General features: G+C 59.6%; 17 protein-coding genes. 3 read left to right on the forward strand and 14 right to left on the reverse strand.

Features of this window, described 5'->3' with window-relative positions:
- Positions 1-131 precede the first annotated feature (131 nt).
- The 8 genes from AB5Y85_RS00355 to AB5Y85_RS00390 form a co-directional block, all read right to left on the reverse strand.
- Complete coding sequence (locus tag AB5Y85_RS00355) at positions 132-755, reverse strand: PepSY-associated TM helix domain-containing protein (RefSeq protein WP_257686509.1); 624 nt, start codon at positions 753-755, stop codon at positions 132-134.
- 63 nt (positions 756-818) lie between these two features.
- Entirely contained in the window at positions 819-2,867 is a 2,049-nt protein-coding gene (locus tag AB5Y85_RS00360; protein ID WP_257686575.1) for a TonB-dependent siderophore receptor, read from the reverse strand.
- A gap of 293 nt (positions 2,868-3,160) precedes the next feature.
- A complete protein-coding gene (locus AB5Y85_RS00365) occupies positions 3,161-4,198 on the reverse strand; it encodes an acyltransferase (RefSeq protein ID WP_257686510.1) in 1,038 nt (345 codons plus the stop codon).
- Positions 4,199-4,420: 222 nt separating this feature from the next.
- Positions 4,421-5,332, reverse strand: a complete 912-nt coding sequence (gene pbpG / locus AB5Y85_RS00370) for a D-alanyl-D-alanine endopeptidase (RefSeq protein ID WP_005336410.1) — start codon at positions 5,330-5,332, stop codon at positions 4,421-4,423.
- A gap of 260 nt (positions 5,333-5,592) precedes the next feature.
- Entirely contained in the window at positions 5,593-7,059 is a 1,467-nt protein-coding gene (gene yjeM / locus AB5Y85_RS00375; protein ID WP_257686511.1) for a glutamate/gamma-aminobutyrate family transporter YjeM, read from the reverse strand.
- Between the two features lie 435 nt (positions 7,060-7,494).
- The gene (locus AB5Y85_RS00380; RefSeq protein ID WP_307772239.1) at positions 7,495-8,373 is read right to left on the reverse strand and encodes a DMT family transporter; all 879 of its coding nucleotides are present in this window, start codon (positions 8,371-8,373) and stop codon (positions 7,495-7,497) included.
- A 33-nt stretch (positions 8,374-8,406) separates the two neighbouring features.
- Positions 8,407-9,327, reverse strand: coding sequence for an ABC transporter substrate-binding protein (locus AB5Y85_RS00385; protein ID WP_257686513.1), 921 nt, complete (start codon positions 9,325-9,327; stop codon positions 8,407-8,409).
- Between the two features lie 120 nt (positions 9,328-9,447).
- On the reverse strand, positions 9,448-10,527 hold the full coding sequence (locus AB5Y85_RS00390) for a porin (RefSeq protein ID WP_005355196.1): 1,080 nt from the start codon (positions 10,525-10,527) through the stop codon (positions 9,448-9,450).
- A gap of 221 nt (positions 10,528-10,748) precedes the next feature.
- Between AB5Y85_RS00390 and glpX the strand changes: the two genes are divergently transcribed.
- Together glpX and AB5Y85_RS00400 are read left to right on the forward strand one after the other, a co-directional pair.
- The gene (gene glpX / locus AB5Y85_RS00395) at positions 10,749-11,759 is read left to right on the forward strand and encodes a class II fructose-bisphosphatase (protein WP_005336386.1); all 1,011 of its coding nucleotides are present in this window, start codon (positions 10,749-10,751) and stop codon (positions 11,757-11,759) included.
- A gap of 134 nt (positions 11,760-11,893) precedes the next feature.
- Positions 11,894-12,145 carry a YkgJ family cysteine cluster protein gene (locus AB5Y85_RS00400; protein ID WP_005336384.1) on the forward strand — a complete coding sequence of 84 codons (252 nt, stop codon included), beginning with the start codon at positions 11,894-11,896 and terminating at the stop codon, positions 12,143-12,145.
- Positions 12,146-12,215: 70 nt separating this feature from the next.
- Here the strand turns inward: AB5Y85_RS00400 and AB5Y85_RS00405 are convergent, their stop codons facing one another.
- Genes AB5Y85_RS00405 through hemC form a run of 4 tightly spaced genes read right to left on the reverse strand, consistent with a single transcriptional unit; the run spans position 12,216 to position 16,096 of the window.
- Positions 12,216-13,379 (reverse strand): heme biosynthesis HemY N-terminal domain-containing protein, encoded by a 1,164-nt coding sequence (locus AB5Y85_RS00405; RefSeq protein WP_257686514.1) that lies wholly within the window; start codon positions 13,377-13,379, stop codon positions 12,216-12,218.
- A 10-nt stretch (positions 13,380-13,389) separates the two neighbouring features.
- Positions 13,390-14,439, reverse strand: coding sequence for a uroporphyrinogen-III C-methyltransferase (locus AB5Y85_RS00410; RefSeq protein WP_257686515.1), 1,050 nt, complete (start codon positions 14,437-14,439; stop codon positions 13,390-13,392).
- Positions 14,436-15,170 carry a uroporphyrinogen-III synthase gene (locus AB5Y85_RS00415; protein WP_257686516.1) on the reverse strand — a complete coding sequence of 245 codons (735 nt, stop codon included), beginning with the start codon at positions 15,168-15,170 and terminating at the stop codon, positions 14,436-14,438. Before AB5Y85_RS00415 ends, AB5Y85_RS00410 begins: the two co-directional genes overlap by 4 nt.
- Entirely contained in the window at positions 15,167-16,096 is a 930-nt protein-coding gene (gene hemC, locus AB5Y85_RS00420) for a hydroxymethylbilane synthase (protein ID WP_139740585.1), read from the reverse strand. The genes AB5Y85_RS00415 and hemC overlap by 4 nt, the downstream gene beginning before the upstream one ends.
- Positions 16,097-16,419: 323 nt before the next feature.
- Here hemC and AB5Y85_RS00425 point away from each other — a divergent pair, with 323 nt between their 5' ends.
- Positions 16,420-18,939, forward strand: coding sequence for a class I adenylate cyclase (locus AB5Y85_RS00425; RefSeq protein ID WP_257686517.1), 2,520 nt, complete (start codon positions 16,420-16,422; stop codon positions 18,937-18,939).
- Positions 18,940-19,005: 66 nt separating this feature from the next.
- On the opposite strand, the gene AB5Y85_RS00430 is transcribed toward AB5Y85_RS00425, so the two are convergent.
- Both AB5Y85_RS00430 and cyaY read right to left on the reverse strand, forming a co-directional pair.
- Positions 19,006-19,659 carry an alpha/beta hydrolase gene (locus AB5Y85_RS00430; protein WP_257686518.1) on the reverse strand — a complete coding sequence of 218 codons (654 nt, stop codon included), beginning with the start codon at positions 19,657-19,659 and terminating at the stop codon, positions 19,006-19,008.
- Positions 19,656-19,970 (reverse strand): iron donor protein CyaY, encoded by a 315-nt coding sequence (gene cyaY / locus AB5Y85_RS00435; RefSeq protein WP_069554181.1) that lies wholly within the window; start codon positions 19,968-19,970, stop codon positions 19,656-19,658. The genes AB5Y85_RS00430 and cyaY overlap by 4 nt, the downstream gene beginning before the upstream one ends.
- Positions 19,971-19,986: the final 16 nt, after the last annotated feature.

Genomic DNA, 19,986 nt, shown 5'->3' on the forward strand with positions numbered 1-19,986 from the left:
TATCCATTCTCTTTTTCCGCTCTCCGTTATTTCCTTTTCTTGATGTGGCCGCTGACGACATCACCGCCAGCGGCCTGTTTCTATTGCGGTTTTCTTTCCAAACCTTACTGCATCAGATCATGATTGCTGCGTTACCCCAGCAGGGCAAACAGCAGGGTGCCGAGGCTGCCAGCGAGTGTCAGCGCGATGATGGCTCTGGGTGTGCCGTGCAGCTTGGTCCACATAAACAGGCTGGTAAGGGCCAGCAGCAGCAGGGCCAGGGCGGCGATATCGCCAAACAGCTGCCAGCCGAGGCCGGTGCCCATGCCGCGGTGCAGCCGGTTGAGGCTGGCGGCAGCGTTGGCTTGCTGCAGGTCGGTATGTACCAGCAAGGTACCCTCGACATAGCTGGCGGCCACGCTCTGGCTGAGGGTGACGCCGCGCATCTCCCACTTGGCGGGCAGGGTGAGCTGGCCGTTCGGGGTGGGCAGGGTCTGGGCCGGGGTGATCATGGTTCGCCCGTCGGCAAAGGTATCGGGATAGCGCTGTTGCAGCAGGTTTTTCAGCTGCTCCGGGCTGGCGAGTGGCGCCTCCAGCACTATCTCTTCACTCGATTTGTCAGTGTGGGGGCCGGGAATGGGCAACACGGCACGGTGTTGCAGCCAGAGACCGGTGATGCCGTACATCAGCATCAGGGCGAGGGTAAAAAAACCGGCCCAGGCATGGAGGCGGCGTACCCATTTGTTGTTGTGAAGGGGAACTCTTCTGCGTTTCATCGTGGTTGCTTCATAAAAAAACTGGCCAGCAAGGGCTGGCCAGTCGGGGTGGTTGTCACTGGATCAAAAACGGTAGGACGTAGTCAAATTAACCTGTCGTGGGGAGCCGGGCATGATCTGAGAGGCGCCGGTAGCACTTACGTAATAGTGAGTGTCAAACAGGTTCTCCATACCGAACTGCGCTTCCCAATGTTGCCAGCGATAACCTGCTCTGGCATCAACGCGAGCATAGCCGGGGAGCACCGTGGTATTGGCATTGTCAGCAAAGCGATCACCCACAGCGGTAACACCGCTCTCGCCGAACCAGCCGAGCTTTCCTTGCTGATAACCGGCAAACAGTTCGCCATTTAGGCGTGATACGCTGCTTGGGCGATTGCCCTTATTGATGGAGTCTTCCACCATTTCTGCATCTTGCAGGGCTATGCCGCCACGGAGATACACCTCGTCGTTCAGCTGAGCTCGTGTACTGAGTTCGATACCGTCGGTACGTTGCAGGCCAGTGAGGAGTATTTTGCTGGGGTCGAGTGGATCTTTGGTTCGTTTGTTATACATCTCCAGCCGGTAGATGGAGAGGGTGGTTGCCAGTTTGCCATCTAACCAGTCGCTCTTGACGCCGGTTTCATATTGACGGGTCAGTTCTGGGTCTAGCGTGTTGTTTTTATCACCGATCTGGTTAAGGCCTGTCACGCCACCACCATTGGGCATAAAGCTTTTGCTGTAAGAGAGATAGAAAGCGTGTTCTTCTATCGGATTCCATACCAATCCTGCGCGCGGGCTCAGGCTGTGGTTGGAGATTGTCTCCTCAGCCGGGTTTTTATTGTCACGACTGTTGACCTCGAATTGGTCATAACGCAGGCCTAGCAGCAGTGTCCAGTCGCCCATTGAGAGCTGATCTTGTACATAAGTTCCGATACTGCGGATTTTATGTTGCTTGTCAGAGAAGAGAGGCATCTTGCCGTCATAGGTAGGAAGGCTGTCTGGGGTGTAGATATCACCCTCAAGCATGGCTGACTTGGGGCTGTTCCACAGTTTCGGGCTGCGCTCTTGCCATCCCTGGTCAATGCCTATCAATAGAGTGTGGGCTATTTGATCGCTTTGCAGTTGACCTTCCGCCTCTAGGTTGGAGGCGAGGTTGCGGGTCTGCAAGTCTTGTTGCCAACGGGAACGTTTCACCGTCGCTTTGCTGGTTACTTCAGTGACGTATGTGTTATCGAACTGGCTCGAGAGATCGATCAGGCTCAGTTGCTGGCGCACCTGCCAGTCGTCGTTTACATCCCAAGTGAAGCGAGAACGTGCCGACTGTGCCAGATCGTTGATGTAGTCGCGCCGTAAATCGCTATAGACGGCGTCACGTGGCACATCTGCTGGACGACCGTTAAGGCCGGGGATACCGCGGTCCGGCGTGCGGTGCGATTCATTGCGTTCGTATTGCAGCAGCCAGCTCAATCGATCAGTGATATCCCAGTTCATGGCTGGTGCCACCATAGTACGTCTGCCGTGCACGCCATTACGGAAGCTGTCGTTGTCTTCCTGAGCGACGTTGAGTCGTAGTTGCACCGCCTCGCTCGGCTCGGCGCTCAGGTCTGCGGCCATGCGTTGGTAATCGTAACTTCCCACGCGTACTGTGACGCTGGACTCCTGCCCTTTCTGCGGTTTTTTGCTGATGCGGTTGATGATGCCGCCGCCGCTACCACGCCCGTAGAGTACTGCAGCCGGGCCCTTGAGCACTTCCACCCGCTCGATGTTGCCTAGATCCCGGATGTACTGCATGTCGTCGCGGAATCCGTCGAGATAGAAATCCGTGCCTGCGCTAAAGCCGCGGATTGTGACGCCGTCGAAACGGGTATCACCGCTTGCATCAACACCTGGAATGCCGACCAGAGCTTCGCTCAATGTGGGTTGGCCGAAGGCGGTCAGATCGCTGACCTTGACGCTGTCGATGGTCTGGGGAACCAGCTTGGCTGGCGTATTGGTCCGGGTAGCGGTGGCAACTTCCTGATGCTGGGAGCGTTTGCCAACCACAGTCATGGTTTCATCGGTGGCCTGGGCAGTGAAGCCGGTGCCCAGCAGTGCCAGCGAGACCAGCGTTCTGCGAAAGTGAGGGTGCTGCATATTCAATATTGACTCTTTGGATGTCGACCTGACGGCTCGAACATATTGATTTAATTATAATTAACCTGACCCACCAAAGCGGGATGCCAATGATATTGATTTTCATTTGCCTGGCAAGGTGAAAATGGATAGGGGCATTGGAGGAGGGTTGTGCGGTCGGGGGAGCTCGGCTGAAAAGCAGAGCCATTGCAGCAAACCGCGAGAACGAAGCGAGGGAAAAAGGGCGTAGCGGAAGAGAAAGAGACGAAACGTGAAGAGGTATCCGGCCCGATAGGACGGGCCGGATACCGGACTCAGCGAGTACGCAGCAGTCGGCGGGCGAGGGGCAGGGCCGCCATCAGGCGATAGACCAGCAGAGATGCTCCCAGCAGCAGCGGCACCTTGGCAATCTCCCACAGGATGGATGCGCCCTGCGGGCCGAACACGAAGAGCCAGACCACCAGCATCATGTGCAGGCAGTAGATCCCGAGCACTTTGGGGGCCTGGCGCTCAAGCCAGCTGCCCTTGCCCCACTCGGGGTTGGCCAGCAGCAGGCCAAACAGGCCGATAGCCCAGGGAAGGGAGCCGAGCAGGAAGTCGTGGCGGGTGAGCGGCACTGCGGCAAAGTGCTGCAGCGCCCAGGCTTCACAGCCATAGAGCGCCAAGCCCGCCAGCAGCAGTTGCCAGCCGGTGCGGGCATCGGGCTGCCACTGACGCTGGCGCAGCAGGGCCCCGAGCGCCACAAACAGCAGGGAGAAGAAGGGGCCGTTGCGGGTGAGCAGTGGCCACTCTGCGCCCAGCAGCGGCTTGGCATAAGAGCCCCCCAGCAGCGCCAGCAGGTAAAGGCCAAGCCCCAGCCAGAGGGCGAGCTCTGGTCTGCCAAGCCGGTAGCAGAGTGCCAGCAGGGTCACCGCCATGATCAGGGCTGGCAGGAACCAGAGGTGGATCATGCCGCCCACCAGCCAGCCATTGAGGGGGTCGCCGAGCTGGAATTGCCACTGCCCGCGCAGGGAGGCCAGATAGCCTTGCTGCACGGCATCAAGCGGATTGAACGGCACCAGCAGGTAGACCAGACTCCACACCAGCCAGAGTATCAGCAAGGGGTGGCAGTAGCGCCAGGCCACGGTCAGCGGCGCCTCGCGACTCAGTCTCGGTTGCAGAAAGTAACCGGCACAGAGGAAAAACAGCGGCACGGCAAAGCGGCATAGCTGGTTGATGGTGCCGCTCAGCCAGAGCCAGGATCCGCTTTCCCACAGGGCGGGATTGAACGGATTGGCGAAGGGGGAGACGTGAATGGTCATCACGGCCAGAATGGCCAGCACCCGCCCGCACTCGATACTGGAAATACGCATGGTGGCTCGTCGTTACAGGGGTTGTGATGGCACGCTAAAATTCTCGCTGCCAGGTTACAACCAATTGATTCTATTAGTGTGAATCACGCTGTTGAGTAGTTACATTTTGTAACGGGATGGTGGAAGGTGTTACCTGTAACGGGAGCGGGCTCCCGTTTTTTGGGCGCGCTCATGCAGATAAAAAAGCGAGGCGGGCGCCTCGCTTGGTTGGGGATCTCGAGCTTACTGGTGAGTTAGCATGCTGCTCTGGTTGGCGGCCAGGGTGGTTCTGCCCGAGCTCTCCAGCCAGGTTTTGATCCGCTTGGCGTCGGCGACCCGATCGTTGGTGGTCTCGGCATTGAGCAACACCATGATCACCGGCTCACGATTGACCTTGGTGCCCAGCACCAGACAGCGGCCCGCTTCGCGGATATAGCCGGTCTTGGAGAGAGTGAACTCCCATTGCCCTTCGCGGATTAGCCGGTTGGAGTTGAGGTAGTGCAGCTGACGCTTGTTGGTGCGCACATAACTCTGCTCGTCGGTGGAGTACTGGCGGATCAGCGGATAGGAGGCCGCTGCGGCGGCGAGTTTGGCGAGATCCTGCGCGGTGGAGACATTGCGCGGGTTGAGCCCTGTGCTGTCGGCGTAGCGGGTATTCCACATCCCCAGCATGCGGGCTTTGGCGTTCATCGCCTCGACGAAGGCACGCTGGCCGCCGGGATAGTGGCGGGCCAGCGCCGAGGCGGCGCGGTTTTCAGAGGACATCAGGGCGATATGGAGCATTTCGGCGCGGCTGAGCCTGGAACCGATGGCCAGGCGCGAGCCGGTTCCCTTGATGCGGTCGATGTCGGCATTGGTCACGGTGAGCATTTCGTTGAGGCGCAGGTTGGCATCCAGCACCACCAGCGCCGTCATCAGCTTGGTGAGTGAGGCGATGGGCATGACCCGGTTGCCGTTGCGCTCGGAGATCACCTCGCCGGTTCTGTGGTTGGCCACCACGAAAGCGGCCGAGCTGAGGTTGGGCACATCCCGTCGCTCGAGAAAGCCGCTGCTGCTCTTGCTGCTGGCGGAAAAGGGGTTGGCATGGGCACTGTCCATAGTGGCCGGCAACATTACTGCGCCAAGCAACAGGGGAAGGAGGGAACGCATCATCATGATCAGCTCTACCGGACGAAATACAGGGATATCTCGCTAAGTTATATGTCGTGAATTGGCGCTTCACAATGATTCTCACCTTGATATTGATAATTTACGGCGTTGAGCGTGCTTTGACGGCGAGGAGAGCGTAAAAGAGGTCTTAATGGAGTCTTTTTTTTGCATTGAAACTATGGGCTGGCCGTGATGATGAGCGGAAGCCAGCGCTAAAAAAATCGGGACCAGAACGGTCCCGATTGGCATGGAGCATTGCCTGCCGGTTAGTGGGCATCTTCCTGCTTGATCTTGAATCGCATGGCGATCACCACGAACAGCAGCGGGCCAATGATGGTCCAGACGCCGGTGGAGATATCGCCGGAGATAAAGGGGGCGACCACGGTAAAGACGTTGCCGAAGGCGACCAGGATCAGGCTGATGATGGTAGCCAGCAGCACGGAACCCGCGCTCTTGAAGAAGATCAGGTCCTTGCCCAGCGCTGGGTTGTTGCGATAGCGATACCAGGCGTAGATGAGGAACATGTAGGGCAGGGTCATGCCGACGTTGGTCATGGTGATGATCAGCTCGTAGAGGGCGGCGGCCCCTTCCGGGTTGATCAGGGTAAAGATGGACTTGGCGGCAATGAACAGACAGACCACCCAGGCTTGCACCTTGAGGGCTTCAATGCGCACGCCATTCTCGTTCTCGCGCTGGAAACGCTCCGGCCAGAAGTAACTCGGGGTGCCGGTGATGAACTGGCGTAGCGGCGCGTAGGAGAGGGCGATAAAGGCACCCAGATAGCTCAGGAACATGCCCAATCCGGCAAAGCGCATGAACACCTGCCCCAGCCACTCGCCCCCGAGATGGCGCCCCAGCTCCAGCATGATGATGAAGAGGGCGGAGAGAGAGGTGATCCCCTCGGCCGGGAAGTCGTTCCAGCGCATGATGGATCCGACCGCCAGAAAGCCGATGATGTAGCAGAGCACGATGAAGGCGCCGGAGAGGAAGATGCCGCGCTTGAGGTCGCGCTCGGGATCTTCCAGCTCGTCAGCCACCCCGGCCATCGCCTCGACCCCGCCGTAGGCGAAGATGGCGAACACCATAAAGCCGAGGAAGGGGATGATGTCGTTGAAAGCGGCATTTGGAGAGGCCGTCAGCGATGCCTGGGTGAAGGGCTCCTGCAGAGTCATGCCGCTCACCGCGAAGGTGAAGACGCCACCGACCAGCAGCAACACGTTGAGTGCCACCACGGAGAGGCCGCCGATGGCCGCCACTTTGGCGAAGCGGGCGCTGCCCAGAGTGATGAGCTTGGTGACGGTGGCAACCAGCGCGATGGCGACCACACCCAGAATAAAGGGGCCAAAGTCGATGCCGGTGCTCAGGGTGACCGGGATGACGGTGATGTCGCGGCCAAACAGCATGAAGGAGAGGGGCACCCACATGGAGAGCGCCTTACCAAACATCCAGATGACGTAGGAGGCGAACCACATGGTCAGACCGATAAAGGCGAATCGAGTCGAGACCGAGTGGCGCATCCAGGTAAAGATGCCGCCCGCCTCTTTGCGAAAGCCGGTGCCGAATTCGATCATCATCAAAATGAACGGGATGAAGAAGAACAGTCCGCCGATCACGAACATCGGAATGGCGGCATATCCCATTCGGTAAAAACCGATCCCGATATTAGTGACGCCAAATACAGATGTTAATATCATCAATATAAAGGCGCCCAACTTCAGCTTTTTTGCCGACATATTAAAAACTCCCTGATGGTGCTGGATTTAAAATAATCAAAAATTAAACAGACGAAACCGGACCCATTAATAACGCGGTAGCGCCATGCCATCCTGCTGTGGCGGGCGCGATCGGGTCATCTCTGACCGGGCTGGCTTACCCGTCAGGCGGTCAATGAATGTATGGGCGGAGCGGCATGGTCTGTGCCATGCGCGGTATTGGTCAGCGTTGCCGAAAATTAACTGTGAACGATTTTATCATTAATGCTGCTGGGCAGGTAAGTTTCCCGAATGAAGCTGTGGTTGAAATAAACAGACCTGCCAGTTAATTGATACGTTGCGGATGTAAACATTTACGCCCGGGCCGACACTTATTTCCATTATTGGTATTCGGCATATTTGGCGGAATGAATTACGCCATCCTGCCTGATAAATCCGCACCAATGGCGACAGCGTTTATCCTCCCAGCCGGGTCAGCAGCACGCCGCCAGTGATAATGGCCGCCGCCGTCAGCCGCATGCGCCCGAGCGGCTCTTTCAGCAGCCAGACTGAGAGCAGCATGGCAAACAGCACACTGCTTTCGCGCAGAGCCGCGACTACGCCAATGGGGGCTTGGGTCATGGCCCAGATAACAATCCCATAGGCGAGCAGTGACATGGCACCTCCTGCCATTCCCGCCATCGCATGGCGACGGATCTGGCGCCATGCGTTGCGTTTCTGGTGGACGATCAGCACCAGCAGCATCGCCAGCCCGGTACTGGCAAAGAGCCAGAGGGTGTAGCGTACCGGTTCACCCCCTGCGCGGGCGCCGGCTCCATCCGAGAGGGTATAGGTCGCCGTGAACATGGCCGTGATCAGTGCTGCCCGAACCGCTTTGCTGGCAAGGCGCTGCTGCCCACCTCGCCAGGCCATCAGCAAGACCCCCATGATCAGCACGCAGGCGCCGATGAGGCCGCCGTAACCGGGGTAGTCCCCCAGCAATATGGCACTTAACGCCATGGCGAGCAGCGGGGCACTGCCACGGGCCAGCGGATAGATCTGGCCAAAATCGCCCTGATTGTAGGCATGACTGAGAAACAGGCAGTAACCGATATGGAGCAGGACTGAGAGGCAGAGCCAGGGCAGCTCGGCAGCAGAGGGAAGCCCCATGGGCAGCAGCGCCACGGCGGCGATAAGCCCTGAGAAGATCGCCACCAGTGACACGCCCACCAGCCGCTCTTCGCCAATTTTGACTAGCGCATTCCAGCTGGCGTGAAGCAGGGCTGCCAGAAGAACGGCAAAAAAGACGGTGGTGCTCATGGGAAAGGGCTCTCGGGCGATGGGGGTCAACAGCATACCCGCCCGGAGCCTGATTGGCCGAGATCTTTATCAAGGCTTCGGCTTTGCGGGGCTCGCCTCCTGCGTGGTGGCGTTACCCAGCTGCCCCAGCACCAGTTTGGGATGGGGATCGGTCTGCAGCGGTATATCCTGCAGTGCTGTTCCCTGCTGGTGGCGGTGGATGATCCCGGCGGCCATCTTGCCCAGCGCTTCGTAGCTGCTGATGGTGCCAACGCTGCAGCCGTGTTCGACGAACAGCTCGGCACTGCAGATGGTAGGGATGGCAGCTGCGTTGAGCGCATTCAGCAGGCGGGGGGCGATGGAGAGCAGATAGCTGTCTGCGGCCAGAAAGACGATGTCGTTTTTGGCATCCTGTTGCAGCCGCTTCAGTTCGTTGTCCAGCCGCCGTGGGTCAGGGGCCATTCGCCAGGTGACCATCTGCCACTGATAGCGTTTCGCTTCATTGAGCAGCATATCGGCCACCAGCAGGGTGTTCTGCTCACGGGGGTTGAAGGGTAGCAGCAGCCGTTTTCCGGTGGCCAGATGCTCGCTGGCGTTGGCCAGTTGCAGTGCCATCGGCACCATGTTGCTTACCCCGGCCACCATGCTGTTCTGGGCTTTGTCTTCCGAGAGGATGTCAGCCCCGACAGGATCGGATACCACGTTGAAGATCAGTGGCTTGCGGTTTGCCACCAGACTCTTGGTCATGGTGGTGGCGGTGGTGCCAAAGGTGTAGATGTAGTCGTATTCGGCCAGTTTCGGCAGCATCTGCTGGCGCAGCATGGTTGCCAGCGCCGTACGATCCTGATCGGCGTTATAGGTGGTGATGGTGGCCTGATAGCCAAGGCGGGTCAGCTCTGCCCGAAAGCCCGCTTCGGCTGCGGTTTCACCGCGCCACAGCACCATGGCGATAGAGAGGGCGTGAGCGGGAAGAGCCAGCAGCAACAGCAGGACGAAAGGCAGCCTGACCATGATCATCTCTCCGGCGATACATCTACTGTTGAGCCTAGGCCACTTTCTCCGGTCGTGAGCGACGCTCAGCAAAAAGCGCGATGGCAAGCCATCGCGCTTTGGGGATCCGCAAAACCTCGATTAGAAGTCGTAGCGGGCAGCCAGCTGGAAGTCATCCTTGTTGGCAGTCGCTTTGCCGGCAACGCTGTCCAGATTGTTGATGCGGTACTCGCCAATCACCCGCAGGTTCTTGTTGAATTTGTACTGGGCACCCAGGGTGTAGTAGTCAATGGCATCGGTTTTCTTGCCGCCAGTGACTTCCTGCTCCTGTTTGTTCCACAGGGCCATCAGACCGAAGCCGTTCTCGAAGTTGTAGCCCAGCGCGGCTTCCCAGCCGGTATGGTCGGTGCCACTTTGGACAAAGTCAGAGCCATCGGCATAGCTCAGAGCCGCATAGGCCGCCTTGTTGTCGAACTTGGCAGAGATCAGCCACAGTTTGGCGTCTTCGGTATTCTTTTCCTGACGTTGGCCAACGTTGTAGGCGGTACCCAAAGACAGATTGAACGGGAAGGTGTAAGCCACGGCTGCACCATAGGCTGGGTCAGCTGCGGAGGTCTTGTTGCTGCTCTTGTCTTCTTCTTGGCCGCCATCAAATTTGTAGCTGGCATCAAACTGGAAGCCATTGAACAGGCCGGAATACTTCAACACGGAACCAGCGCGGTTGGTGGCGAAGGTGTCAGTCTTGGCGCCCAGCGCTTCGTTGCCGTAGCCGTCGGAGAGGGAGACATCAGTCCAGTCGGCCAGGAAGCCCGGGGCCCCTTTCTGGCGACCGAAAGTCACGGTACCCCAGTCAGCGCCGACACCGGCAAAGGCCAGACGGGTGCGCAGGTTGTCTGTGCTTCCATCTTTACCCAAGGTCTTTTCGCTGTCGTTGATGTACATCTGCACTTCGTACTGGGCCAGAGCCTTCAGGCCGCTCTGGATCTGGGTCTCGGCCTTGGCACCGAAACGGACAAACTGGTTTGCCCCTTGCTTGGCGCTGTAATCCTTGGTGCCATTCGGATTGGCAGTATCGACGTTTTCTTTTTTGTCGCCGAAGAATTGGCCAGCGTAGATACGGCCATAGAGATCCAGCATGGAGGTGTCATTTTTGTACACTTCAACGGCTTGAGCCTGGAAGGCTGCGGTGAGAGCCAGTGCCACTACAGTCAGCTTTTTCATCTTAATCCCTTGTGGTGTTGCAAGCTTTTGTTTTGAAAACGGGGTCATGCTAGGCAGCAGGGATGACAGCGGGGTGACAGTTGGATGAAGAGTCGATGGCAATTGGGTTGCAATTGGATGAATTGGCTACATTCTTGCTCGCAGCGGCTACTTTTGTGCGCAAAGGTTTGCCCTTGTGGTAGAATGCCGCCCGTTTTCGAGCTCCATAGGTTGGATATGCGATGAGACGTGAACTGGCAATCGAGTTTTCCCGAGTGACGGAAGCGGCTGCACTGGCTGGCTACAAGTGGCTCGGACGTGGTGACAAGAATATCGCTGATGGGGCGGCCGTAGCGGCCATGCGCCACATTCTCAACCAGATCGAGATCGATGGTGAGATTGTGATCGGCGAAGGTGAAATTGATGAAGCGCCGATGCTCTATATCGGCGAGAAGGTCGGTACCGGACACGGCGACGCGGTGGATATCGCGGTCGATCCCATCGAGGGTACCCGCATGACTGCCATGGGTCAGGCCAACGCGCTGGCCGTGCTGGCGGTGGGCGACAAGGGTTCTTTCCTGAAAGCGCCTGATATGTACATGGAAAAGCTGATCGTCGGCCCCAAGGCCAAAGGCGCCATCGACCTGGATCAGGCTCTCGAGCTGAACCTGAAGTCCGTGGCCAAGGCGCTGGGCAAGCCGCTCTCCCGTCTGACCGTCATTACTCTGGCCAAGCCGCGTCATGACAAGGCAATCAAGGAGATGCAGGGTCTGGGCGTGCGGGTGTTCGCCATTCCTGATGGTGACGTTGCCGCCTCCATCCTCACCTGTCTGCCGGACAGCGAAGTCGACATGCTGTATGGCATCGGCGGCGCACCGGAAGGGGTGATCTCCGCTGCGGTGATCCGCGCGCTGGATGGCGACATGCAGGCCCGTCTGGTGCCGCGTCACCGCGTCAAGGGTGACAGCCCGGAAGTGCGTGCGCTGGGCGAGCAGGAAATTGCCCGCTGCGAAGCGCTGGGTATCGATGTGAACAAGGTGCTCAAGCTGGAAGACATGGCGAAGAATGACAACGTCATCTTCTCCGCTACTGGCATCACCAAGGGTGATCTGCTGGATGGTATCACCAGCGATGGCGTGATGGCGACCACCGAGACTCTGTTGATCCGTGGCAAGTCGCGCACCATTCGTCGTATCAAGTCGATCCATTATCTTGAGCGCAAAGACAGCGTGGTACGCGATATCATCCTGTGATGATGGCTCACTGAACCGGCTGTGTTGTCTGAAGCCCGATCGCCCGTGCGGTCGGGCTTTTTGTTGTGCGCCAGCTACGTTTGTGCCGCCGCTTCGGCTATGGTAGCTCAGACCGTCCCAAAGGAGTGGAGTCTATGGAGTGTCGTAGTGGCTGCGCTGCCTGTTGCATCGCCCCCAGTATCAGCAGTGCCATTCCCGGTATGCCAGATGGCAAACCGGCTGGCGTCCCCTGTATCCAGCTCGATAGCGCCCTTGGCTGCAAGATCTTCGGTCAACCGGAGCGGCCAGCGGTGTGCGGCGGTTTTCGCCCCATGATGGATGTGTGCGGCAGCCACCGTGCCGAGGCCATCTGGCTGATCGGCGAGCTGGAGCGGCTCACCACCTGACGAGGGCAGGGCGAAGAGATAAAAAAAGAGGCCGCATCATGCAGCCTCTCGCGTTTCTGTTTACCGGGGATCAGATCCCCGCCAGTTCCAGTGCCTGACGATAGTACTCGTTGGCCTTGTTGGTGAGGCGGCGTTTGTCCATCAGCTGGCCGAGAGCGTGATAGGCGGCGGCGCTCGGCGCCCGCTCCACCTCCTGTTCCAGCAGCTTCTGGGCATCGTCCAGTTGACCTGCCAGCAGATAGAGCTGGGCCAGTGCGGTGTCCACCTCCGGTTGCCCCTGCTGTTTTTGCAGCAGTGCCAGCAGCGGCTGGTAGCTGTCGAGTTTCAGCTTGGGCAGGCGAGCCAGCAACTGGGGCATCGGCTGTTTGCGCAGCGCCTCCTGCCACAGGGTGGCGGCCTCGCCATCGGCGCCCAGCTGGCGCAGCAGATCGCCGTAGCAGGCCAGCAGCTCTGGCTCGAGGCGCAGCTTGCGCGGCAGATCCTGCCACACCGCCTTGAGGGTCTCGAGGCTGCCGGCAGCTTGTCGCAGGCGACCAGACCAGGCCTGTTGCAGCAGATCTTCTTCCTGTTTCGGGGTCAGCTTGCCTACCTTGTGCATTGCCGGGATCAGGTCGCACAGGGCGCTCCAGTCCTGACGGGCCAGATGTACCTGACGCAGCTGATCCAGCACCATGGGGTGGCGCGGGTTGAGGGCGTAGACCGACTCCAGCATCGCCAGCGCGGTATCGTACTGGCCCTGCTCAATCTGCAACTGGGTCTGGGTCAGGGTGAGCGCCAGCTCGGCCTTGGGGTTCTCCTCCTGCGCTTTTTGCAGGTATTGATCCCGGCGGGCGTCGTCACCACGGGCCTGTGCCGCCTTGGCGGCGCTCAGGTAGTTGAGCAGCGGGGTGTCGCTGTTGCTGGCCCCCTTGATCATCAGCTTTTCAGCCTGACTGTAGTGCCCTTCGGCCATTGCCAGGGTGGCGGCGACGGTCTGTTGATTGGCCTTGCGGCGGCGGCGTGAGCCGTACCAGCCTAGGGTCTTGCGGCGCAGGCCGAATACCCGACCCAGCAGCCACTCGACGATCAGCAGGGCGCCGTAGAACAGCACGGCCAGGATCACCGCGCTGGTGACGGAAGATTCGATGGTGTAATTGCCAAGGGCAATCAGCACATAGCCCTTGTTACCGGAGGCTTGCGGGCCAAAGATCAGCCCTGCGACCATCACGGCAACCAGAATGATTATACGGATCATGGTGCCCTCCTCAGCTGCTGGCCAGAATGCGTTGCAGGCGTTCGGTCAGCACCTGCTCCAGCATGGCCTGGGTCTTGAATTGGGCCGGATAGTCGATCTGGATCTGCTCACCTTTGAGCTTGTCGATCTCGCCCTGCATGTAGCGGGTGGCGCTGTTGTCGGTATCGAAATACTGGGTCAGCCAGCGTTGGGCCTTGTCCAGGCTGTCTTCGTAGAGCGCCTGCTGCTCGCGATAGACGGAGAGCTGGGCCTGCAACAGCTTGGTTTTGAGGTTTTCACGCAGGAAGATCTCCTGCTGCGGTGAGAGCAGCGCCTCGACCGCGCCATCGCGGCGACGGATGGTGACGAAGTTCTCGGTGAACTTGACCCAGTTCTTCTTCAGGTTGCTCTCCCACTCGTCGGGATTGGTGCTGACCGCCTGATCCGGCTCGGCCTTGGCTTCCGGCATGCTGACGGTGGAGAGGGGCAGCAGCTCGATCTGGTCGGACAGCGCCGCCAGCTTGAGGGTCAGCCCCTCGCGGTCGATGCGCGGCATCCCCTTGAGCTTGGCGATATCCTCGGCCAGCGCCTTGCGGATCGGCATCAGGCTGGGGTCGTTGAGGGCGGCGATCCGCTCGTCGGCATTGCCGAGCAATGTGATGGCGGAGACGAGGTCATGCTCCAGCCACAGCTTGCGGCCCGCCATCCGTACCAGATACTCGGATTCGGCCAGCATCCAGTCGTTGGGGCGCTTGTCATTCAGATCCAGTACCCGGTTCTGCAGACCCTGCATCTCCCCCTGCAGCCGCTGCTGGGTTTGATCCAGCGCGGCCAGCTGCTCGGCATCCTTGCTGCTGGTCTTGTCGATCTTGCTCAGGGCGCTCGCCAGCTGCTGCTTGAGCTGGGCCAGTTCGGCCTGCTGGGCAACGGCATTCTTGTGACCGTGCAGATAGAGACCGCCGGTCAGGCCAAGGGCCAGCAGGATGGCAACCCCTCCCAGTACGGCACCGGAGCGGCTCTTGCTGCCATTGACCGCAGCGGTCGGCTGGGGTTTGACCTGGGATTCTTGTTGTTCTGTCATTCCATCTTCCTCAGTTCCAGTGCGGCCGTCAGGGCCTGGTTGGATGCACCTTGGGCAATCGTGATATGGATAAAGCCCGCGGAGTGGGCCATCTCGGCCACGCGCGGGCTGGGGACCACCAGCAGGCGGTCAAAAAGCCAGGGCTGCTGGCTGGTGGGAACCAGCTCCAGCAGGCGTTGCAACAGTTCACCACTGGTAATGAGCAGGCTGTCCAGCCCCGCGGCCTGCCAGTGGCGGGTCAATCTGTCCCCGTCTAGCTCGGGGTAGTGGCGCTCATAGGCCGCACAATAGTGCACCAGAGCACCGCGTGAGGCCAGCGTGCTGGCGATGAGATCCCGCCCGCCATTACCGCGCAGGATCAGTACCCGTTTGTCTGCTACCTGCTGCAGGGCGGGCAGGGCCAGTAGCCCTTCGCTACGCGGGTCATCCGGGCAACTTGCCGTGATGCCGATGGCGGCAAACGCATCTGCGCTGGCCTGACCCACCGCAAAGTACTCAATATGTGGCCAGGTCTGACCAGTTTGCAACAGAAAATCGTGTGCAAAATGAACGGCATGGATGCTGACGGCGATAACCGCGTCAGCACTGCGCAACAGGTTGGGCAGGAGAGGGAGTTCGCTGCCCGCCACGGTTTCCAGCAGCGGGCAGCAGAGCGGTGCATGGCCGTGCTGGCGCAGCAACTGCACCAGCTCGGCGGCCTGGGCGGCCGGACGCACCACCAGCGGGGTCATGCGCGGTAGACCTCGGCGAGGATCTCGTCGGCACCGGCGGCCAGCAGGCGCTGGGCCAGTTGCTCGCCGAGGGCCTCACCATCGGCCAGCGGACCGCGGATCTCGTCACGGATCACCTGGCTGCCATCCGGGCTACCCACCAGACCGCGCAGCCAGATCTGCTCACCTTCGACCAGTGCGTAGGCACCGATAGGCACCTGACATCCCCCTTGCAGGGCGCGATTCATGGCGCGTTCGGTCAGCACCCGGGCGCGGGTCTCGGCGTGTTCCAGCGGTGCCAGCAGAGCGTGTAGCTCAACATCGTCGAGGCGGCATTCGATGCCGACAGCCCCCTGACCGTTGGCGGGCAGGCTCTGCTCAGGCTCGATAAAGGCGGTGATGCGGTGCGCCATCTCCAGTCGTTTCAGACCGGCGGCGGCGAGGATGATGGCGTCGTACTCACCGGCATCCAGCTTGGCGAGGCGAGTGTTGACGTTGCCACGCAGGTCGCGGATCACCAGATCCGGGCGCGCCGCGCGCAGCTGGCACTGGCGGCGCAGGCTGGAGGTGCCGACCACGGCCCCTTGCGGCAGTTCGGCAATGGCCTTGAAACGATTGGAGACGAAGGCGTCGCGGGGATCTTCCCGCTCGCAGATGGTGTGCAGACCGAGCCCCTCGGGGAACTCCACCGGAACGTCTTTCATGGAGTGAACGGCGATATCGGCCCGTCCTTCCAGCATGGCGGTCTCCAGCTCCTTGACGAACAACCCCTTGCCGCCCACTTTGGCCAGCGGGGTATCGAGGATCTTGTCACCCTGAGTGCTCATGGGCACCAGTTCGACCTGCAACTGCGGGTGCAGGGCTTCGAGCCGGTCTTTGACAAAGTTGGCCTGCCACAGGGCCAGCGGGCTCTTGCGAGTGGCAATTTTCAGGGTTCGGGCTGCCATATCAATCAGTTGTTTCATTTTTAGAAGGAAATCGATATTACCACCCTTTGCCCGGGCTTTCATGGCGGAGCCGGCAAAAGCGGGGCCAAGCTCAAAAATGCATGCTGAAAATGATTTTCATTAAGCAAGTGGTGTTGATTAATTCATTGAATGTATTGGAATTTAATGATTTCCCCTGATACTTGATGTGGTCATACCAGAAATAATCTGGCGTTTAGCTGAAGGCTTGTTTACCACCGCTGTTTGCATTGTTAACATGATCACACTTTTTTGACGTATCCCCCTTTTGGTGCGTCATTTTCACTTAGGTGATAGGCAGGGCATTGCAGGAACACATCGATACGCTGGTTGCGCGTTATGACGACATTACCCGTCTCAAGACGCAACGGGCGTTAGGCCTCATGAGTCGCTATGGGCAGCAGGTATTCCAACTGCTGCCTGTCATGCTGCACTTCAATCACCCCCTGCTGCCCGGTTATGTCTCCGGTGATGTCCCTCATGGCATCTGGAGCTTCAGCGCCACCGACGAGCAGCAAGCCTTTATCGATGACCTCTGCCGCAACGCCAACTGTCAGAGCGGTCTGGCAACCCATGATCGAGCTATTCAGGGGCTCTACTCCATGGGCAGCACCTCCTCCATCGGTCAATGCTGTCACTCCGATCTCGATATCTGGGTCTGCCACGTGGCCGGTTTGTCGCAGGAGCGGCTCGATCTGCTGGAGCTGAAGTGCCAGCAACTCTCCAAGTGGGCCGAACAGCGCGGGGTCGATCTCAACTTCTTCCTGATCCCGGAAGACAAGTTCCGCCAGACCAACGATGCCCAGATGCAGGGGGAGAGCTGCGGCAGTGCCCAGCACCTGCTGCTGCTCGACGAGTTCTACCGCAGTGCCATGCGTATCGCGGGCAAACGCTTGATCTGGTATCTGGTGCCCACCGAATGTGATGATCACTACGATGCGTATGTGAACGAGCTGTTCGGGAGCGGCAAGCTCAAGCAGGACGACTGGCTCGATCTCGGCAGTTTTGACCGTATTCCGGCCGAAGAGTATTTCGGCTCCGCCCTGTGGCAGCTCTACAAGGGGATCGACTCTCCCTACAAGGCGGTGCTCAAGTCGGTGCTGATGGAAGCCTACTCCCACGAGTATCCCAATACCCGCCTGCTGTCGATGATTGGTCGCGATTGGTTCCAGCACAACGAGGGGATGCACTACCGGCTCGACAACTACTGTCTGATGCTGGACAAGGTGACCAACTACCTCAAGTCCATCGGCGACATGGCGCGGCTCGATCTGGTGCGCCGCTGTTTCTACCTCAAGGTGTGCGACGGTCTCAGCCATCCCAAGGATGATCACTCCCCCGAGTGGCGCCGCGAGCAGATGAGCCAGCTGGTCTCCTACTGGGGCTGGAGTCAGGACAAACTCTATCAACTCGATCATCGCCACGAATGGAAGATCGAAGAGGTGAAGATCGCTCACGCCGAGCTGCTGGAAGCCCTGATGCAGAGCTACCGCAATCTGATCCAGTTCGCCCGCCGCAACAACATCAGCGAGTCGATCAACCCGGAAGATATCGGCATTTTGTCGCGCAAGCTCTACGCCGCGTTCGAGAGCCTGCCGGGCAAGGTGCAGCGTATCAACCTCAAGATCGCGCCTGATCTCAGCGAGCCGGACCTCAGCTTCGTGCAGGTGCCCCACGGTCGCCTCAACCGCGCCGGCTGGTATCTCTACAAACACTCGCTGGAGCCGGTGGACATCATTGGCCGTGCGCCGCTGGAGTTCAACGGCTACATCAGCAAGCTGGTCTCCTGGGCCTACTTCAACGATCTGTTGACGCCCCAGTCGCGGGTGCACCTGTTCAATCAGGGTTCGGATCTGCACATCGACAATCTGCACCAGTTCTGCCGCGATCTCTCCGGCTGCTTCCCCGAGAAGTACCCACTGGCCACCAACCTGGCCCTCAGCCGGCCGTGCGAGATCCGTCAGCTCTCCATCTTCCTCAATCTGGAGATGGACCCGACCAGTCACTGGGTCGGTCAGGTGATCGAATTTGACGCCAATACCGTGGATGTCTTCTCGTTTGGTCGCAATCAGGAGTGTCTGGTGGGCTCGGTGGATCTGGTCTATCGCAACTCCTGGAGCGAGATCCGTACCCTGCACTTCCAGGGGGATGAAGCTGTGGTCGATGCCCTCACCACCATCCTCGGCAAGATGCATCAGGATGCCGCCGCCCCCGAGATGATCGAGGTGTTCTGCTACAGCCAGCACTTCCGTTCTCTGGTGCGCTCCCGTTTCCAGACGCTGGTGGCGGAGTGTATCGATCTGCGCCTTGCCCGCGACAAGCAGCAGTTGGTCAAGACCATGGCCCTTGGCCGCGAGAAGTACGGCATCTTCTTCGAGCGGCGCGGGGTGTCGGTGAAGAAGCTGGAAAACGCCATCGATTTTTACCGTCACATCTCCCACAACAAGCTGGATCACCTGCCGCTGCGGCTCGACAAGACCCACAGCCAGCATCTGCCGAGCATCGTCGATGCCTACGCCAGCGAAGGGTTGGTGCAGTTCTTCTTCGATACCCGGGATGCGGGCACCAACATCTATATCCTCGATGAGGCGAACCGGGTGGAGATCTACCAGCACTTTGCCGGCAACAAGGATGAGCTGGTGGCGGGGGTCAACCGCTTCTACACCTCCAATCACGAGCGGTTCAGCGATGATGGGCAGTTCATCAACTTCAACCTGCCCCAGTACTACGAGATAGTACAAGTGAATGGCGAACTGGATGTGATCCCCTATCGCAGTCAGGGCACTCTGCGCGAACAGGTGCCGCCCGCTCGAGAAGTGGGCTGACCCGTCAGTTGGTATCGCCATAAAAAACGGCCTGCAGATGCAGGCCGTTTGCTTTGCCGGAAGGGCTCACGCGCCGAGGCGGGCCAGCAGCCAGCTGCGAATGTCGCCGAGCTGCGGACGGCAGATCTCGTGGCGCATCGGGTACTCGTGCCACTCGGGGGCGAGTCCGGCGCTTTCCAGCCGGTTCTTGGCATCCCAACCGAGCGACAGGCTCACCACATCGTCGTAGATGCCGTGCATGTAGCAGATGGGCAGGGTGCGAGCAGCCTCGCTCATCTCGCCGAGCAGCTTGTCTGGGGCTGCCAGATAGGTGGACATGCAGAGCAGGCCCGCCAGCTGTGCCTGATAGCGCAGCGCGGTGAAGGAGGCAATCACTCCGCCCTGAGAGAAGCCTGCCAGCACGATATGCTCGGGGGCAAACCCGTCGGCCACCAGCTGATCGAGCAATGCGGCAATCTGGTCGGCCGAGTCACGGACATGGGACTCCACGGCCCGCTCGGCGGGATCCTCGAAGCTCTTGATGTCGTACCAGCCGCGCATCTTGTAGCCCATGTTGATGGTGATGGGGCGCTCGGGGGCATTCGGCAGCAGGTGACGCACCGGTAGCTCGGCGGGCAGATCCAGCGCGTCCACCAGTGGGGCGAGACCGGCGCCGGAATCACCCAGCCCGTGCAGCCAGATCACCGCGTGACGGGCGCCCTGCGGGTGCAGGTCGATCATGGGAACACCACCTCTTCGCCAGCCTGGGCGGTGCAGGATTGGCTCAGCAGCGCCTTGAGCTCGTGGCCGAAGCGGTTGTCGATCCAGGTGTCACCCTGCAGTTCGAAGTGGAAGCCGTTCTCGCGGGTGGCGACCCAAATCTGGTGCAGTGGCTCCTGCTTGTTGATGATGACCTTGGTCTTGTTCTCGAAAGAGAGGGTCAATACGCCGCCGTTGCGTTCGCAGTCGATATCTGGATACCCCTCGTCGAGCGTGTCTTCCACATATTGGAAAAAGGCGTCGGTCAGGGCGTGATACTCGTGATCCTTCATCGGTTTATCCTGTTGC

It is taken from the genome of Aeromonas sp. R3-1 (assembly GCF_040908345.1).
Lineage (GTDB): Bacteria > Pseudomonadota > Gammaproteobacteria > Enterobacterales > Aeromonadaceae > Aeromonas > Aeromonas veronii.

Coding starts and splice junctions, on each gene's coding strand:
- AB5Y85_RS00355 (WP_257686509.1), bottom strand. CDS start 755: ATGAAACGCAGAAGAGTTCCCCTTCACAACAACAAATGGGTACGCCGC.
- AB5Y85_RS00360 (WP_257686575.1), bottom strand. CDS start 2,867: ATGCAGCACCCTCACTTTCGCAGAACGCTGGTCTCGCTGGCACTGCTG.
- AB5Y85_RS00365 (WP_257686510.1), bottom strand. CDS start 4,198: ATGCGTATTTCCAGTATCGAGTGCGGGCGGGTGCTGGCCATTCTGGCC.
- pbpG (WP_005336410.1), bottom strand. CDS start 5,332: ATGATGATGCGTTCCCTCCTTCCCCTGTTGCTTGGCGCAGTAATGTTG.
- yjeM (WP_257686511.1), bottom strand. CDS start 7,059: ATGTCGGCAAAAAAGCTGAAGTTGGGCGCCTTTATATTGATGATATTA.
- AB5Y85_RS00380 (WP_307772239.1), bottom strand. CDS start 8,373: ATGCTGTTGACCCCCATCGCCCGAGAGCCCTTTCCCATGAGCACCACC.
- AB5Y85_RS00385 (WP_257686513.1), bottom strand. CDS start 9,327: ATGGTCAGGCTGCCTTTCGTCCTGCTGTTGCTGCTGGCTCTTCCCGCT.
- AB5Y85_RS00390 (WP_005355196.1), bottom strand. CDS start 10,527: ATGAAAAAGCTGACTGTAGTGGCACTGGCTCTCACCGCAGCCTTCCAG.
- glpX (WP_005336386.1), top strand. CDS start 10,749: ATGAGACGTGAACTGGCAATCGAGTTTTCCCGAGTGACGGAAGCGGCT.
- AB5Y85_RS00400 (WP_005336384.1), top strand. CDS start 11,894: ATGGAGTGTCGTAGTGGCTGCGCTGCCTGTTGCATCGCCCCCAGTATC.
- AB5Y85_RS00405 (WP_257686514.1), bottom strand. CDS start 13,379: ATGATCCGTATAATCATTCTGGTTGCCGTGATGGTCGCAGGGCTGATC.
- AB5Y85_RS00410 (WP_257686515.1), bottom strand. CDS start 14,439: ATGACAGAACAACAAGAATCCCAGGTCAAACCCCAGCCGACCGCTGCG.
- AB5Y85_RS00415 (WP_257686516.1), bottom strand. CDS start 15,170: ATGACCCCGCTGGTGGTGCGTCCGGCCGCCCAGGCCGCCGAGCTGGTG.
- hemC (WP_139740585.1), bottom strand. CDS start 16,096: ATGGCAGCCCGAACCCTGAAAATTGCCACTCGCAAGAGCCCGCTGGCC.
- AB5Y85_RS00430 (WP_257686518.1), bottom strand. CDS start 19,659: ATGATCGACCTGCACCCGCAGGGCGCCCGTCACGCGGTGATCTGGCTG.
- cyaY (WP_069554181.1), bottom strand. CDS start 19,970: ATGAAGGATCACGAGTATCACGCCCTGACCGACGCCTTTTTCCAATAT.